The 14,466-nt window shown below is 41.7% G+C and carries 13 protein-coding genes; 10 read left to right on the top strand and 3 right to left on the bottom strand.

Features of this window, described 5'->3' with window-relative positions; translation table 11 throughout:
* Nucleotides 1–39 precede the first annotated feature (39 nt).
* The 4 genes from efp to LEP1GSC058_RS19290 all read left to right on the top strand — a co-directional run bounded on the left by efp (nt 40) and on the right by LEP1GSC058_RS19290 (nt 2,614).
* On the top strand, nt 40–606 hold the full coding sequence (efp, locus tag LEP1GSC058_RS19305; RefSeq protein WP_039948889.1) for an elongation factor P: 567 nt from the start codon (nt 40–42) through the stop codon (nt 604–606).
* A 146-nt stretch (nt 607–752) separates the two neighbouring features.
* Complete coding sequence (locus LEP1GSC058_RS19300) at nt 753–1,286, top strand: 1,2-dihydroxy-3-keto-5-methylthiopentene dioxygenase (protein ID WP_016551478.1); 534 nt, start codon at nt 753–755, stop codon at nt 1,284–1,286.
* 5 nt (nt 1,287–1,291) lie between these two features.
* A complete protein-coding gene (gene mtnB, locus LEP1GSC058_RS19295) occupies nt 1,292–1,927 on the top strand; it encodes a methylthioribulose 1-phosphate dehydratase (RefSeq protein ID WP_016551471.1) in 636 nt (211 codons plus the stop codon).
* A gap of 6 nt (nt 1,928–1,933) precedes the next feature.
* Nucleotides 1,934–2,614 (top strand): SDR family oxidoreductase, encoded by a 681-nt coding sequence (locus LEP1GSC058_RS19290; RefSeq protein WP_016551464.1) that lies wholly within the window; start codon nt 1,934–1,936, stop codon nt 2,612–2,614.
* Nucleotides 2,615–2,637: 23 nt separating this feature from the next.
* Here LEP1GSC058_RS19290 and LEP1GSC058_RS20590 read toward each other — a convergent pair whose 3' ends face one another.
* Together LEP1GSC058_RS20590 and LEP1GSC058_RS19280 are read right to left on the bottom strand one after the other, a co-directional pair.
* The gene (locus tag LEP1GSC058_RS20590) at nt 2,638–5,151 is read right to left on the bottom strand and encodes a histidine kinase N-terminal 7TM domain-containing protein (protein ID WP_016551401.1); all 2,514 of its coding nucleotides are present in this window, start codon (nt 5,149–5,151) and stop codon (nt 2,638–2,640) included.
* Nucleotides 5,152–5,295: 144 nt separating this feature from the next.
* The gene (locus LEP1GSC058_RS19280) at nt 5,296–6,900 is read right to left on the bottom strand and encodes a phytoene desaturase family protein (protein ID WP_016551423.1); all 1,605 of its coding nucleotides are present in this window, start codon (nt 6,898–6,900) and stop codon (nt 5,296–5,298) included.
* A gap of 736 nt (nt 6,901–7,636) precedes the next feature.
* Between LEP1GSC058_RS19280 and LEP1GSC058_RS19275 the strand changes: the two genes are divergently transcribed.
* The 5 genes from LEP1GSC058_RS19275 to LEP1GSC058_RS20410 all read left to right on the top strand — a co-directional run bounded on the left by LEP1GSC058_RS19275 (nt 7,637) and on the right by LEP1GSC058_RS20410 (nt 13,410).
* Nucleotides 7,637–8,692 carry a tyrosine-type recombinase/integrase gene (locus tag LEP1GSC058_RS19275; RefSeq protein ID WP_016551468.1) on the top strand — a complete coding sequence of 352 codons (1,056 nt, stop codon included), beginning with the start codon at nt 7,637–7,639 and terminating at the stop codon, nt 8,690–8,692.
* 712 nt (nt 8,693–9,404) lie between these two features.
* Nucleotides 9,405–10,655 (top strand): hypothetical protein, encoded by a 1,251-nt coding sequence (locus LEP1GSC058_RS19270; protein WP_016551404.1) that lies wholly within the window; start codon nt 9,405–9,407, stop codon nt 10,653–10,655.
* A 180-nt stretch (nt 10,656–10,835) separates the two neighbouring features.
* Entirely contained in the window at nt 10,836–11,891 is a 1,056-nt protein-coding gene (locus LEP1GSC058_RS19265; protein ID WP_016551431.1) for a hypothetical protein, read from the top strand.
* Between the two features lie 284 nt (nt 11,892–12,175).
* Entirely contained in the window at nt 12,176–12,625 is a 450-nt protein-coding gene (locus tag LEP1GSC058_RS19260) for a hypothetical protein (RefSeq protein ID WP_016551417.1), read from the top strand.
* Nucleotides 12,619–13,410: a DUF4145 domain-containing protein gene (locus LEP1GSC058_RS20410; protein WP_198014437.1), complete on the top strand. Its 792-nt coding sequence runs from the start codon at nt 12,619–12,621 to the stop codon at nt 13,408–13,410. The genes LEP1GSC058_RS19260 and LEP1GSC058_RS20410 overlap by 7 nt, the downstream gene beginning before the upstream one ends.
* A 113-nt stretch (nt 13,411–13,523) precedes the next feature.
* Here the strand turns inward: LEP1GSC058_RS20410 and LEP1GSC058_RS19250 are convergent, their stop codons facing one another.
* Nucleotides 13,524–13,859 (bottom strand): helix-turn-helix transcriptional regulator, encoded by a 336-nt coding sequence (locus LEP1GSC058_RS19250; protein ID WP_051133852.1) that lies wholly within the window; start codon nt 13,857–13,859, stop codon nt 13,524–13,526.
* Nucleotides 13,860–13,953: 94 nt separating this feature from the next.
* Between LEP1GSC058_RS19250 and LEP1GSC058_RS19245 the strand changes: the two genes are divergently transcribed.
* A complete protein-coding gene (locus LEP1GSC058_RS19245; RefSeq protein ID WP_016551389.1) occupies nt 13,954–14,172 on the top strand; it encodes a helix-turn-helix domain-containing protein in 219 nt (72 codons plus the stop codon).
* Nucleotides 14,173–14,466 lie beyond the last annotated feature (294 nt).

The raw sequence follows: 14,466 nt of genomic DNA, 5'->3' as shown, positions 1-14,466 counted from the left end.
CGGATATAGAAGGAGCGCAATCCTTTTTTTAGGTCGTATATGAACTTAGGCATTACCGAAGTTAAGAAGGGCATGGTCCTTAAAGTAGAGGGCGAACTCTACACAGTTATCAAGAGCGAATTCGTCAACCCCGGCAAGGGATCCGCTTTTATCCGTACAAAGTTAAAAAATTTGGTCCGTAACAGTTCCATCGAGCGGACATTCAAAGCTGCGGAAAAATTGGAATCCGTCGAACTCGAAAAAAGGCAAATGACAATTTGCTATTCCGAGGGAGATGATATAATCTTCATGGATACGAACGATTTCGAACAGATCCCGGTTTCAAAGGAATACCTGGAGGATATCCTTCCGTTTTTAAAAGAAGAAACTCCGATGGAAGTTTCCTTTTATGAAGGGAAGCCGATCGGAGTAATACCTCCGAACTTTGCTATTTTGCAAGTAACCTACGCGGAAGAAGGACTCAAAGGAGACACTTCCGGCACTGCTCTGAAGAGAGTCACTGTGGAAACTGGCGGAGAAATTAACGTTCCGATTTTTGTGAAGCAGGGCGACGTTGTTAAGATAGATCTTCGCGACTTATCGTACGTGGAGAGAGTCAATAAATAAGTAGGAGATTCTTCTCCTATACGGCATACTTAGATCCTGTATCGACGGATAGAAATTCGGTTAGGGTCTCCCCGAAAAGGGTACGGGGTCCGTTTTTAGTCGGGGGCTTTTTTAGGGAAAAGTACGACACCCAAGGAGAATGAGTTATGGCGACTATCGTCCAGAAACCCGGGTTACCGGAAATCAAAGATAATTCGGAAGTAAAATCCTTCCTCGAAAAACGCGGAATCGAATACGATCATTGGCATGTGCCTGCGTCTTCCAGTAACTTGACCGATAAGGAAGTTCTTTCCGACGATGAGAAGGAAACGCTTCTTAAAAATTTAGACAATCGCTTTGAAACCTTAAAGGAAGAAGAAGGATACCAATCACGGGATCTGATCGTCCTTCATGCACAGGTGCCCGGTTTATCCGAGATGTTAGCTAAGTTCGATAAAGTTCACTATCACACGGATGCCGAAGTCCGTTATATCGTGGACGGTTCCGGAATATTCGGATTTTCCCTCAACGGAGAAAAGTTTCTCGTAAAGGTAGAGAAGAACGATTTCATTTCTGTGCCGAAAAATACGAACCATTGGTTTACTCTTGATGAAAAGAAAAGAATCAAAGCGGTTCGTTACTTCCAGGACATGAGCGGTTGGGTTCCTAATTACGTGGAAGAAACCACGGTTCTTGCATAAGCAGGATGTCCATTAAGAAAGAACTTTCCCGGCTGGCTAAGTCGGGCGTTCTGTATCATTCGAAGGGTTGGATGCCCGGAACGGCCGGGAATCTTTCCCTTCGCGATTTGAAACGTCCGGATGTTTTCTGGGTAAGCGGGAGCGGTTTGGATAAAAACCTCCTGAGCAAAAAGGATTTTTTACCGGTCGATATAGAGACTGGAAAAGTGATTGAAGGATGGAAAGGGCGGGAAGGATTGAAACCTTCGGCGGAAACCTCCATCCATAGGGCTGTGTATAAAGCCTTTCCGGAAATCGGATGTTCGTTGCACGTGCATACCCCCGAATCGAATCTAATTAAATCGGGAGTCACTAGAGAGTCGCCGGTGCAGGAATGGAATCTACCTTCTTTAGAAATTATTAAAGCATTCGGGATTTGGGATGAAAGCCCTCAGGTCTTTGCGCCGGTCGTTTATAATTTTCCTGTGGTTCAGGAAATATCGGACGCTCTCCAGGCATACTTGGAAGAAAAGAAACCTAAAGTTCCGCTCTGTGTCATTGAAAATCACGGTATAACAGTTTGGGGAAAGGATTTAACCCAGGCGAATCGCCATTTGGAAGCTGCCGATTTCATATTGAAAGTCCGGGCGCTTTCTCGATAACCCATAATGTCCAAGAAAATACTGGTTGCAGGAGCTGGGACCGGCGTCGGCCGTTCTCTATTAGAAAAACTGCATGCTCTTCCGGGCGTGGAAGCGATCGGTATTTCCCGTCGCGGGATTCCGCTCGTTCAATCCCTAAAAGCCGGAGCTAATTACGCATGCGATGTCACCGATACGAAGAGTCTTTTGAATTTTTGCCATACTCTGAGAATTCATTGGAGCCGTTTGGATGCTTTGTACTTTACTTTCGGAGACGGATTATTCCAATCCGTTGAAACCTTATCTCTGGAGGATTGGGAAAAGCATATCGCGCTCAATCTGACGGCGCCGTATTTGTTGACTAAGGAATTGTCCTCTTTGATCGGGAAAGGCTCTCTACTTTGTTATTTGTCTTCGACAGCCGGTCGCCAGGGATTTCCTCAATCTTCCGCCTACTGCGCTTCTAAGCACGGATTAGCAGGTTTTGCAAAGTCAATTAGAGAGGAATGGAAAAATAGGGAAGTCCGAGTCAGTATCGTTTATGCGGGAGCTATTGATACGCCGATTTGGGACGGGAGAAACGAATTCGATCGAAGAGATATGATTCCGGTGGCGGACGCCGCTGATTTCCTAGCGAATCTCTCGTTTCAGCCCGATACATTCAATTTGGATGAGATCGTTTTTCTGCCTCCAAAAGGAATTTTGTAATTTTATAATATAAGGATCTCGTTTTAGGCTTTTTCGAACGGGAGCGATACGTGAAAGATCGTTTTGCCAGGATCCGATTCGAACCAAATTCTGCCTTGGTGCTTTTCGACGATTCGCTTAGCAATATCTAAACCGAGCCCAGAACCTTCTCCTAAAGCCTTCGTCGTAAAAAAAACTTCGAATACCTTATCTTTGGTTTCGGCCGGAATTCCGGGACCGTTATCCTCGATCGATATCAGAACCTCGTCCCCGTCTACGTGAGCTTGGATGGATAATTTCCCCTTATAGTTCATAGCTTGAACCGAGTTCATGATCAAGTTCGTCCAAAGATGCATCAAATCGTCCGGAAAACCTAGAAAGGAGGGAACATCTTTAAGATCCGTGGAAACATCGACCCCATGTTTGAATAAATTTTGATAGAGAGTCAAAACGGTATCCACATTATCCTTTAAGGAAAAGATCCGCTTGCGGTGGGAAGATTCGAAGTGGGCAAAGCTTCGGAGAGCATAAACGATTTTGGAAGAACGCTCCACGGCGGTTCGAATCGTAGCCACGCTTTGCTCCGGGCCCAATAAATTCAAAAAGAAAGGAAGAAGATCTCTGGTCTTTGTTTCGGTCACTAGCGGAAGAAATTTTTTCCAATTGGAAATGATTCCGTGATCCACGAACAATTCGGCAGTTTCATCCGGTAATAGGGCCTTGTTAGCATTCATTTCTTCCTTCAGTTGCGCAAGGATTCTCCTTCGTTCCAACCCGATCGTCATTTCTTTGGATTCGATTCCTTGTAGGATAAATTCGTCGAAAAGATTCCATTCTTTATCGGTGAGCTTCGTTAACTTATCCAACTCGGACCGTATCCCGCTCCTAATTTTGACTAGATGCGAAAGAATATTATGCCCTGCTGCATGGATGGCTCCTATCGGGTTATTGATTTCATGAGCGATCCCTGCCGCAAGTTGTCCTAAATCCGCCAACTTAGAGGTTTGAATGAGCTGCGATTGAGTCCGCTTTAAATTCTGGAGAGCTTCTTCCAGTTCCTTCTTTTGTAACTCGATGATCTCGTTCTTATTGGAAATTTCTTCGTTTGCCTGCTGTAAAGTGTGAATTCGTCCTTCCGCTTCCTCCAAACCCGTTACGTCCGCTCCCGTCGAAATAACATATGACAATTTCCCTTCTTGATCCCGTACCTCTTTATGTTCCCAAACGGTATATCTGGATTTTCCGTCCCGCCGTTTCAGATGAATATTGGTTCTTTTTGGAAACCGTTTAGGGCCGAACCTCTTGTAAAACACTCGGAAGACCCGATTCTTATCGTCGGGGAAAAGAACCACATCCCAAAAGGATTTTCCTTCCAGTTGCGGGAGGTCGTATCCGGTCACTTCCTGACAGGCTTTATTAACCAAAATTAATCGACCTTCTCCGTCTAAGACCAGAAAAAGTATTTTAGTGGAATCTAAAATACTTTGTAGAATATCCCGTCTTTCGGAAATTTTCTTTTCCTCCAGGACTCGTTCGGTGATTTCCCTTAACGTGACGATTCGAAAAATGGAGTTGAATTCTCCGAGCGGTTTGATCGAAACATCATAGTATCCGATCGGAACTAACCCGGGGCGTTTCCATTCGGTAGTAGTCTTTTGACGCATCAAGCAATCGTTTAGCACATCGACTAGATCCGGAAGAAATTGCGAGAGCTTGGTATCGCCTCGAAGCCGAGTGGTTCCGAGCAGATTGAGAGCGGCTTGATTGCAATCTATGATATAATTTTCTCGGTTTAAAACGAAAACAGCGTCTTGTATCCATTCGAAGACTTGGTTCCTCGCGAGAGGGATCAAATCGAGAATCCGAAAGTAAAAAAGACCGTAGACCCAGATTAAACATGAGATACTTGCGGCTAAAGGAAAAATGTCGAGTCTAGGATGGACAAACGGAACGAAATTTGCCACCGTCATGATTTGCCCGATAAACGGAATACTCAGCACGATTAAAAAGACAACGCTGCGGATTCTGTGGAACCCTCTTTGAAAGATTGTGCCGACCAGAAGAGCCAGTAGACATAGAGAAAAAATAATTAAGAAATTATAGACATATACGTTCATCCAAGGACCGTATTCGTAAACTAAGGCTCTCCAAGGCGCAGTATCATCAAAATATAATGAAGGTCGAATCCATTCCGGCTTTCCGAACCAAACGACGGTTTCTATGGAAATAGGAATGGCGGAAAAGAGAGCCACTGTAATCGGTTTGATGAATCTATCCAAGTTCACGACTCTCATGCAAAGAAACGGCAGAGCCGTTACAATGATATCCGGCCCTAAGAATTGAAAGTTATCCCAAAATAGGATATTATCGGGTTTAACGCAAACCATTTCCCAAAAGTAACCGAAACTATAGAGAAGCATTCCAAATGAAACGGCGGTAAATTCTCTCGAGCCGGAAGTATTCCGATTTCGAATAGAGAGATATAGGGTTAAGAAAGAGAGCGCGAAGCTAAGAACGGGCAGGAATGCATAGGGTGTCCAATGAAACCATTCCGACATTTGATTTCCGAAATCCATGCGTATTATTAGCAAGACCTTTTCAATGGCGATTCTGCCCGAAAAGAATTTCCTAATAGCATAGGATTTTACGATACAAATTTTTGAGAATGATGGATTTCAAGAGATCTCTTAAACGCTAGATTCCTACGAATTCATCGTTTTTCGAAACAGTTGTAGAACCGTCATTCCGCCCGACATATTCGCGAAAGCGGAGAAGCCACCCATCATCGCACCGCTCAATCCAGGGGAGGCCGCATCCGCTCCAGTCAATGTCAAATTTTCGATAGGAGTCTTGGGCGAAAACCAGGGCGATTTAACCTCTCTAAATCGATCGGGTACACAAGGTAGACCGTAAATGGTTCCTTTCCGATGTAAGGTAAAATGCTCCGTGGTAATCGGCGTGGAAAGTTCGGTATATTCGACCAAATCCTTAAATCCTTCGTATTTCTCTTCTACGTAATCCAGAAGACGACGAATGAGTTCGGCTTTTTTGGCTTTGTAGGTTTCGTTTCGCTCTTTCCAAGGCTGGTCTTTCCAAAATTCGAAAGCCTTATAATCGCAGAATGCGATGATCTCCGCCGTGTGCGCGTGTGCTTCCGGATCTTTGAGAGAAGGGAAGGATAGATAGACGCCGGGAATTCTACCGCCTTCCGTCCATTTATATCCTTCGGAGAAATTCTTATCATGATCGTAAGAGGAATAGATCCAGTGGTTTTCTCCTTGGAAGCCGAGTCGTCTCGGATCCTCCTTTAAACCCAGGTAGAGTGTTACGTTTGTCGTCAACGGGAACACTTTCGAGAAAGATTCCAGCTCTTGACGGTAAGGGAGCTTAACCGACGTCGGTAAGAGATTTAAAAAAGTATTATATGCGCCGGCATCGGATACGATTTGAGGAGCGTAATAAATTTCTTCTATTTCCTTTCCTTCTTCCTCGGTCTTTCGTTTGTTGAGGACTCGTACTCCGATCGCTTTTCCGTTATCGACGAGTATCTCCTTCACTTCCCGGGACAACGCGATCCTGCCTCCGTGCGCTTTTAGAATATCTTGAACTGCTTGTGCGATCTGACCGGAGCCTCCGATCGGATAAAAGCCGCCCTTTAGATAGTGTGAGACGATAAGAGCATGAATGGCGAAAGAGCTTATTTTAGGAGGAAGGCCGTAATCTCCCCATTGAGAGCAAAGCACCGCCTTGAGTTTTTGGTTCCGAAAGTTTTTATCCAGGTATTCTCCGGTTGTTACCAAAGCAGAGGAAGAGCCGATCAAATCCAGAGCGGCTCCGAAAGTGTCCAGAAAAGGGGGTAAAGCTTTGAGCATCATGTGCCTCCCGTGCCAAGACGCCACCTTCTTGATATCATGAAAATATCGCCGGATAGCTTCCTTTTCTTCCGGAAAAGATTCTATTAAATCGTTTTCATATATGCTCGGATCATTCCTAACGCTAAACGTAAAATCCGGATACACGAACTTCTCAAATACGTCCGGCATTGCGGCCCAACGGACTTTACCTGCAGTAACTAAGTCGAAAACCTTTCTGAGGGCGGAGCCGGATTCCATATCGCCTACATAATGGATCCCGACATCCCAAAGAAATTTTCCTTCCCGTTTGAAAACGTGGGTGAAGCCGCCCGCTTTGAAATGTTGTTCCAAAAGTAAAACTTTCTTATCGGAAAACTGAGCGAGAAGAGATCCCGTAGTCAATGCTCCCATACCGGAGCCGATGATAATAACGTCGTATTCACGATTTTCCATACGTTTAGTCTTTCGCGAATCTATAGAGTAGAATCGCGCTTCACAGGATTCAAACCGATTCTTTAGAAAAATCCAATCTAAAAAAAGGGGAAAAAATCTTTTGTGAGTCTGTTCTCTGACTTAAATCAAATGTTCGTTTTCATTAAGTAAGGATTTTGCGAGTTGACCTTCCCGGAAATCTTTGCTTAGAGTTTTCGTAATACATTATCTTCGCGCTAATCAGGACTTTTGCAATTAAACGTAGCCGTGACGTCGGTTCGGTTTTTCTCGCCCTCTATAATTCAATCGACTTTAGCTTCCGACTTCAATTGAGAATGAACATTTGGCCTTTGCTTGAGCGGATCCATGTTTATGATCTTGAAATTATCTCACGAAATTCTCCTCAGACTCTCTGAAGAATTTATCGAACCCTTGCCCGCCCGGTCCGGCCATCACGAATCGACTTTGGTTACTGGTTTGCAGGGGAAATGAATAAATGCGCTAATGAAAGGCCAGTCGTTACTCGAGTAATATGATTAATTTTGCTAAATAGTCTTTCGAGCTTAGGGCTGAAAGAAATTTACCACGTTATGCGATCTTTTTTGGGCTAGTTCGACATATATTCGACAAATCTACTTGACCAAATTGCCTATTTACGGTTTTTTTTGAGCCTTCTGGGACTCGAGGGGCGAAGCTATGAAGTTAGTGTTTTTTATATTTTACTATACAAATATTTGGTATTTTGTATTTCTCTCCCATGCCGCCAAGAGTCAAGGTCGTTCAAGAATGGATCAACGGTAGAGTTTTCCTAAGAGTTCGGATGCTTCAATTCGATTCCGGAATATTTGATTTCTTTAAAAAACTTCCGAATGCCAAATGGAATCGAAGCTCAAGCGAATGGCTGGTTCCCCGAGTCGACTCGCATTTATCCGAGTTTATTTTTTTCTCCGGTAGGTTCGTGGAGGCGGAACCGGATATTCTTCTTCTTCCTTTAAAAACAGAATTATTGAGGAGAAATTACAGCCGGAAAACGGAAAAGGCTTATTTCCTATACAATCGTGCATTCTTGAGAGCGACGGGTAAACACCCTTGCTACGTTGAAGATTCGGATCTAACAGGGTATCTGGATGATATTCATTATTCACGCAAACTTTCTTCGGTCACAGTCCGGTCCATTCTACAAGCTTTAAAATTTTACTATAACTCGGTCCTCGGAAAACAATTTCTCCTCTCCTATTCCATCCCAAAGCGCGAAAAGAAAATTCCGGAGGCCTTAACTAAGGATGAAGTTTTTAGGATTTTGAAAAGTCCGGTAAATGCTAAACATAGACTTCTACTGTCCTTGTGTTATGGGGCGGGATTACGAGTGAGCGAGTTGGTATCCATTCGTGGAACGGATCTGGAATGGTCCAAGAACCAGATTCGAGTTCGTCAGGGAAAAGGGAAGAAGGATAGATTCACAATCCTGCCTAAGTTCTGTAAGGAGGAATTAAGAAAAAAAGTAAATCGTTTCGGAGAAAACGCATGGGTATTTCAAGGTCAATCGAGCGGCTCGCATATTCACGTTAGGACTGCAGAAAGAGTTTTCGAATCTTCCAGAGATAAGGCTCTAGTTAAAAAAGAAGTTTCGATCCATGATCTTCGGCATGCATTTGCGATTCATTTGCTTGAATCGGGTACCTCGATAAAAATCATTCAAAAACTCCTTGGACATGTTTCAGTTCGCACAACTGAAATTTACGCCCGGATTACGGACCCTTCGCTATTGATGGTTCAAAGTCCACTGGACGCTTTCAATTCAACGGAAATATAATCCGTAATATTATTCATACAAAGTAAGATCAAAACTCAGTTCTTCTCCCTAAAGAAGATGATTGAAATCGACTGAAGGTAGCCTTTCCGAAAATCTTTAAGACTTTCCGATTAAAACTTTCATTTCTAAAAGGCCTAAAATTCCTATTTAAACAGGGATAGAAATATTCGGTATGCGATTTATCCGACACGCCGGAAATGTACGCTTATACGAAGGTTCGGAGTTGTACGCTTTTACGTCACAGCGGAAGATGAGCAGGGGTGTATTTTTAGACAGCCCGACGGAGATTTTGAGTTAGGCGGACATCCGACGGGTTTAGTTTTTCGACTTCGGCTTTGATATTTTCGTGTTCTGGCCGGAGGTGGATGTATTCCTACACGGTCGCTCCTGTTCTGATCTGGTGCCGGGATTTGAATTACATCTATATAGTTCGATTTGAGCGAGAGGTGTCAATGCCTGGCGTATTCGGAGCGAAACAGTTAGCTATAAGAAACACTTTTACTAACTCGGCATTTGGTTACTAATAGTAAATTAGAAAGAAATTTGAATTGCAACGAGTTTGGGTCGGACGTCGCCTAACTTCGGTTTGCCACTTCGCTTCGGGCTCGCTTTGCGACCCTTGCTCGGCCTTCGGCAAATCCGGCTTCGCCGGACTTCGGCAAACCTTGGCCGTTAGGCGTCATTTTTAAAATTATTATGAAGGAAAATAGGAATGAGTCGTAAAAAGGAAAGCCTCTTTTCTGGGAGGCAATTATTCCAATATCTTTTAGGTCTACAGGATGAAGCTAGACGCATTGCGGAAACTTTTGATACCATTCGACTTAACGAAGAGTCAATTGAAACTATAATTCAGGAAATTGTTTCGGAATCTTTCCCTGATAGAGTTTTGTTTTCGACTGATAAAGTTGAAATCGTTGACGAAGGGGAGACTGATGTTGATGTATCGGGAGATCCGAATTATTTCACACCTTTTGGACGAGGAAAGAATCTGATTAGAGGTAGGTATATCGAAATTGCTGTTCCTTATTCCGGTGACTCTAAACTTTTTAAATTTCAGCCCTCTACGATAACTCTCGGAAAGGTGTTGTATGGTGAAGTAATTGGAAATGAGATACACCTTAGATACGAATTTGTTAAGCCTGAGCCCCAGAAAATTGAAAGTAGATATAAAGATGATTTACGACATTTAAAGAATATTGAAGGTTCAATGAATTCGGATATTGATAAGCTAAGATTAGAAGTTATCAATTTGGTGAATAGAGTATTAATACATAAAAAATCTCTTTCAGCTGATTCTGCAAAAATTTCAGAAATTCTTAACTTACCCGTTCGTAAAAGAACTAACATGCCTAAGGAACTTGAAGTTCCTCTAATACGAAAAAAAGCAAAGATTAGTAAAAATGTAGACTCCTCAGGTAAAGAGTATTCGATTAGTGTCGAAGTCTTTGAACAAATTTTAGAGATTATACAAAGTCTATCTTTGATGATGGAAAGAAGCCCGTCCACTTTTGTAAAATTGGAAGAAGAAGAAATTAGAGACCATATTCTAATTCATCTTAATGGGCATTTTGAAGGAGCGGCAACGGGTGAAACATTTAATTATCAAGGAAAAACAGACATATTAATTCGGTATGAAAATCGAAATATCTTTATTGCCGAATGTAAATTTTGGTCTGGAGAAAAAGGCTTAATAGATACTATTGATCAAATCTTGCGATATACGACTTGGCGTGATAATCGACTTTGTATAATTCTATTTAATAAAAATAAGGGATTATCAGAAGTCATTAGAAAGGCCCAAGAAATAGTAACTTCGCATTCCTGTTTTGATAAGAATCTTGCGTTTAGATCGAAGGTTCTTTCGAATCTTGGAAGTACTTTTGTATACGAATTTCATCATCCATCCGATTTAGAAAAGAAGTTAACTTTATCTTTACTTGTATTTGATATTCCAAAAGGGTGAGACTTTGCTCTCATGCAAAAACGACGCCTAACTTACGGCTCTGACGCATCGCTTCGAGATGCTTCGCACTCTCGCTTGGCCTCCGGCACATTTTGCTTCTGTCACTTCGTTTGCAGAGCAAACTCGTGCCATTGCAAAACGTCGTCAAGCCTTGGTCGTTAGTCGCCAGTCAGTTAAATTATGGATGAACCAGAAAAAACATTTGATACAAGTTCAACAGATATGTTGGTTAAAGGAATTTATAGTCCTCTAGCCTTTGAAGAAGGTTTTTATCGGAAAGATCTAATTAAGCTTGTTACTAAAAAAATATTAAACAGAATTTCTGGATTAGATGATTCTATATCAAAATGGAATAAACGGGGTAGGTTCAATTATTCAGGTAAAAATTTACAGGGGCAAGAGATTAGTGGAAAAACAAGTTTTTCCGAAGTTGAAAATATCCTTAAGAAAAATCGCCAATATTTACATAGTGAGGGGGGGCCTCCTGAATTACTTCCGACTTGGATGGATTCATCCTTAGCAGTGAAATTGAACTTTTATTTTCCGGAAAATGGCTCGGAAAAATCGCTGACTATAGAACTGAATACAAAAGGCTCACATAACTATCCAATTTTGCCTAATATTGATCGTGAGGGCATTGCTCTTTCATCAACATTAAGTACATTAGAACAAATGCTTTATTCTTCGAGGACTGATTTAGTGCTTCATGCAGCTCATATGTTCTCTAATGAAAATGACTATTGGCTTGAGAAGTTGATTACTTTTCTTAATACGGCTGTTTCTTTGATAGAGAATATGCTCATAATGTTATACTACAAAGGAAAGCATGATGGACAGTTGTTCGGTTGGAAATTTGATGAAGAAGTTGTTGGGGGTACAATCTATGTTCGTCTTGTAGATAAAATTAAATGGATCTACCAAATTACTGGTAAACATTTGCCCGATATTACTTCTGAGATGAATGCTTTAACTGAGTTAAAAGCAGTAAGAAATCACTTGAATCATTTTGATCCACCAACTTTTGCATGCACAATTGAAGATGTTGCAAATTGGATTAATAAAGGATTTTTAATTTCAAATTTAGCTTTAAAAATACGTGAAACCACAATGTCTTCAATTTCACCGAATTTAATTAAGTTATTGCTGGCGCCTCCTGTCAAATACGTTCCTCACGACCCCGGCAAAGTAAGATATAAACAAGTAGACTCGGGATATCGAAGCTGTTTTAAGAAATAAAGTACTGACCGGCGACTAACTACGCAGCTCCGTTCCGCTCAGGATTGCTTTGCAACCTTCGCTCCAGGCTACGCCAAATTCGGCTTTGTCACTTCGCTTGCAGAGCAAGCTCGCGCCAAGTGCTTCGCACGCGCCGAACTTCGGAGCCGCTCTTTCGTTATCTGCCATGCCGCGCCCCTCATTATAGCGCCTGCCGTCCGTGGCAGGCTAAGTATATCGCGTATGTTTTTGTTATGTCTTATAAAGTAATTGACATAATAAGCCTGGATCGGGACTATTGACGTATGGAATATCAAGAAATTATTGGTAAGGCTGAAAGCAGCGTGAGCAAGGTTGCCGACCCTAAATTGAAAGAGGTCGCCTTTGGTATAATGTTAAAACATCTATTAAGTGGCGATGATGTGGAGGTGGATCCCGAAGGGATACCACGAGTAAAAGGCAAAAAAGCAAATGCTAAATCGAAGAAAGCAAATGGTCAAAAACCAGCCTCTTCAAGCAGTTCAAAAAAGTTAGGCCCTAAGGCGCGCCTAGATGAATTAGTCGATGAGAATTATTTCAAACAGCCGAGAAATATGAGTAACATGCTCGAAATACTGAGCGAAAGAGGGGTTATATATAAACAAAGTGATTTAACTAGACCTCTTGATGCACTAATGGCGGAGAAAAAGTTGAGAAGAAAGAAAATGAAAGTTGGGCAAAGTTCGAAAGAAAATTGGTTTTATACGAATTGGTAAAGAAGAAAGCTAAACAAGAAAAAGATTCTCTCATCGATGTTGCAAAGGAGGCTGTTAAGTGCTGTACTAAAGCGAAACGGGCAGGGAAATCTCTTACGGGTCGAAATTTTTACGCTGAAAAATTTAATTTGCTAAAAGCAAAAGCACATCATCACTTAGAAATATTCAATAAATCAGATCAATTCAAAACCATTAAAAAGGAATCACTTCAAAAAATAGTCAATGCGATAGAGCTAATTTTTGATTTAGAAACAAATTCTAAAGATAGAAATCGCTCAGTAAATGAACTCGATTTCATTTATAAATCGGAAATATCAAAGCTATTATTAGCGAATTCGGATGCTAAAAAAACTGAATTTACATTATCCGATTCTTTTATCCCTTCAGAGCTTTTTAACAATACCAGAAGTTATATCGAAAGAGTTGCGAAACAGGCATGTGGTTCATACGAAGTAGGCTTTTATGATGCTTCTGCCGTAATGTTTCGTCGACTATTGGAAACGCTTATTATTGAATGTTTTGAAAAGTATTCTATTGGAAATAAGATTAAAAATGGCAATGGTGATTACTTCTATTTGAAGGATTTAATTAGCGCTTTTTTATCCGAAAATTCTTGGTCTGTGTCTCGAAATTCAAAGACCGCTTTACCAAAGTTAAAGGAGATAGGCGATCTATCCGCTCATAGTAGGCGATATAATGCTACACTTCCGGATTTGAATAATATTCGTTCCGATCTTCGAGTGGTAATTGAAGAACTATTACATGTGTCGGGTCTGAAAGACTAGTTTAGACTCTTTTTGACATCTTTGAGCTTGTCTCGGTTTTTACGACTGGTCAACCCGAACGCTTCGCGATCGGGACGCAGAATTTCCCACTTAGTTAGTACTAAGGGCTCTCGTTAAAACTGCTTCGCAGATTTTACTCGGGCTTTCTTCTGCGATTGAATGATCTCATCTGTCGTAAATACAGAATAAAAGAAGAAAGGAGACTTCCTATAAATCTTCATAAACTTTAAGAACTCATCCATGTATAATCTACATTTACCAGATTCTATTTTTGAAATCTGGCTTCTGCTCCTCTTGATCATTTTACCTACTTGCGCCTGAGTAAGATTTGCTTCTATTCTAGCTATCTTTAGTTGGTTATAAAAAGCTTTCTTCTCTTCCTCGGAAATTCTCCCTATTGTTTGTCTGTAGGTAGCACTTTGAGACTTGCTTTTGAATTTTCTCGTCATAAATGAGCCTTTAGCGATCGGAAATCTCGAAAGAATATGTGACCCACGGTATGCCGCGTTTACTTTTTGTCAACTCTGCCGCAATATACCGTGTGTGGATTTTGAAGAATTTTTATTAAAAGTCGGAAAGAATATTCAGACAGTGCGAAAAGAAAAAGGGCTTACTCAGGAAAACATGGATGAAGGCGATTATGCCGTTCCTGTTAGGACTTTACAAGATATTGAAGCGGGCAGGGCTAATTTTACCGCTAACTCAATTTTCAAACTCTCTAAACGATTAAAAGTTAAACCCAGAGATTTATTGGATATTTAAAAGCTTTGCGTTAAGTCTTCAATTCCAATTCTATTGGCATTCCCTAACCGGCTTCGCCTTCCTTGGCTCCGCCGGTTAGACATTCGGGGCGCGGCACAGCAGATAACTAAAAATTGTCGCGGCGCTTCGGGATCGCTTCGCGACCCTTGCTTGGGCTTCGCCAAATTCCGCTTTGTCACTCGTCTTGCAAAGCAAGTCTCGCGCCAAGTCCTTCGGACTCGCGGAACTTCGACAATTATCTTTCGTTAGGCGGACATCCGACAGGTTTAGTTTTCGACTTCGGCTTTGATATTT

It is taken from the genome of Leptospira fainei serovar Hurstbridge str. BUT 6 (genome assembly GCF_000306235.2).
Classification (GTDB): domain Bacteria; phylum Spirochaetota; class Leptospiria; order Leptospirales; family Leptospiraceae; genus Leptospira_B; species Leptospira_B fainei.
Note: the sequence above shows the minus strand (reverse complement) of the source record. Positions and strands in the feature narration are given on the sequence as shown.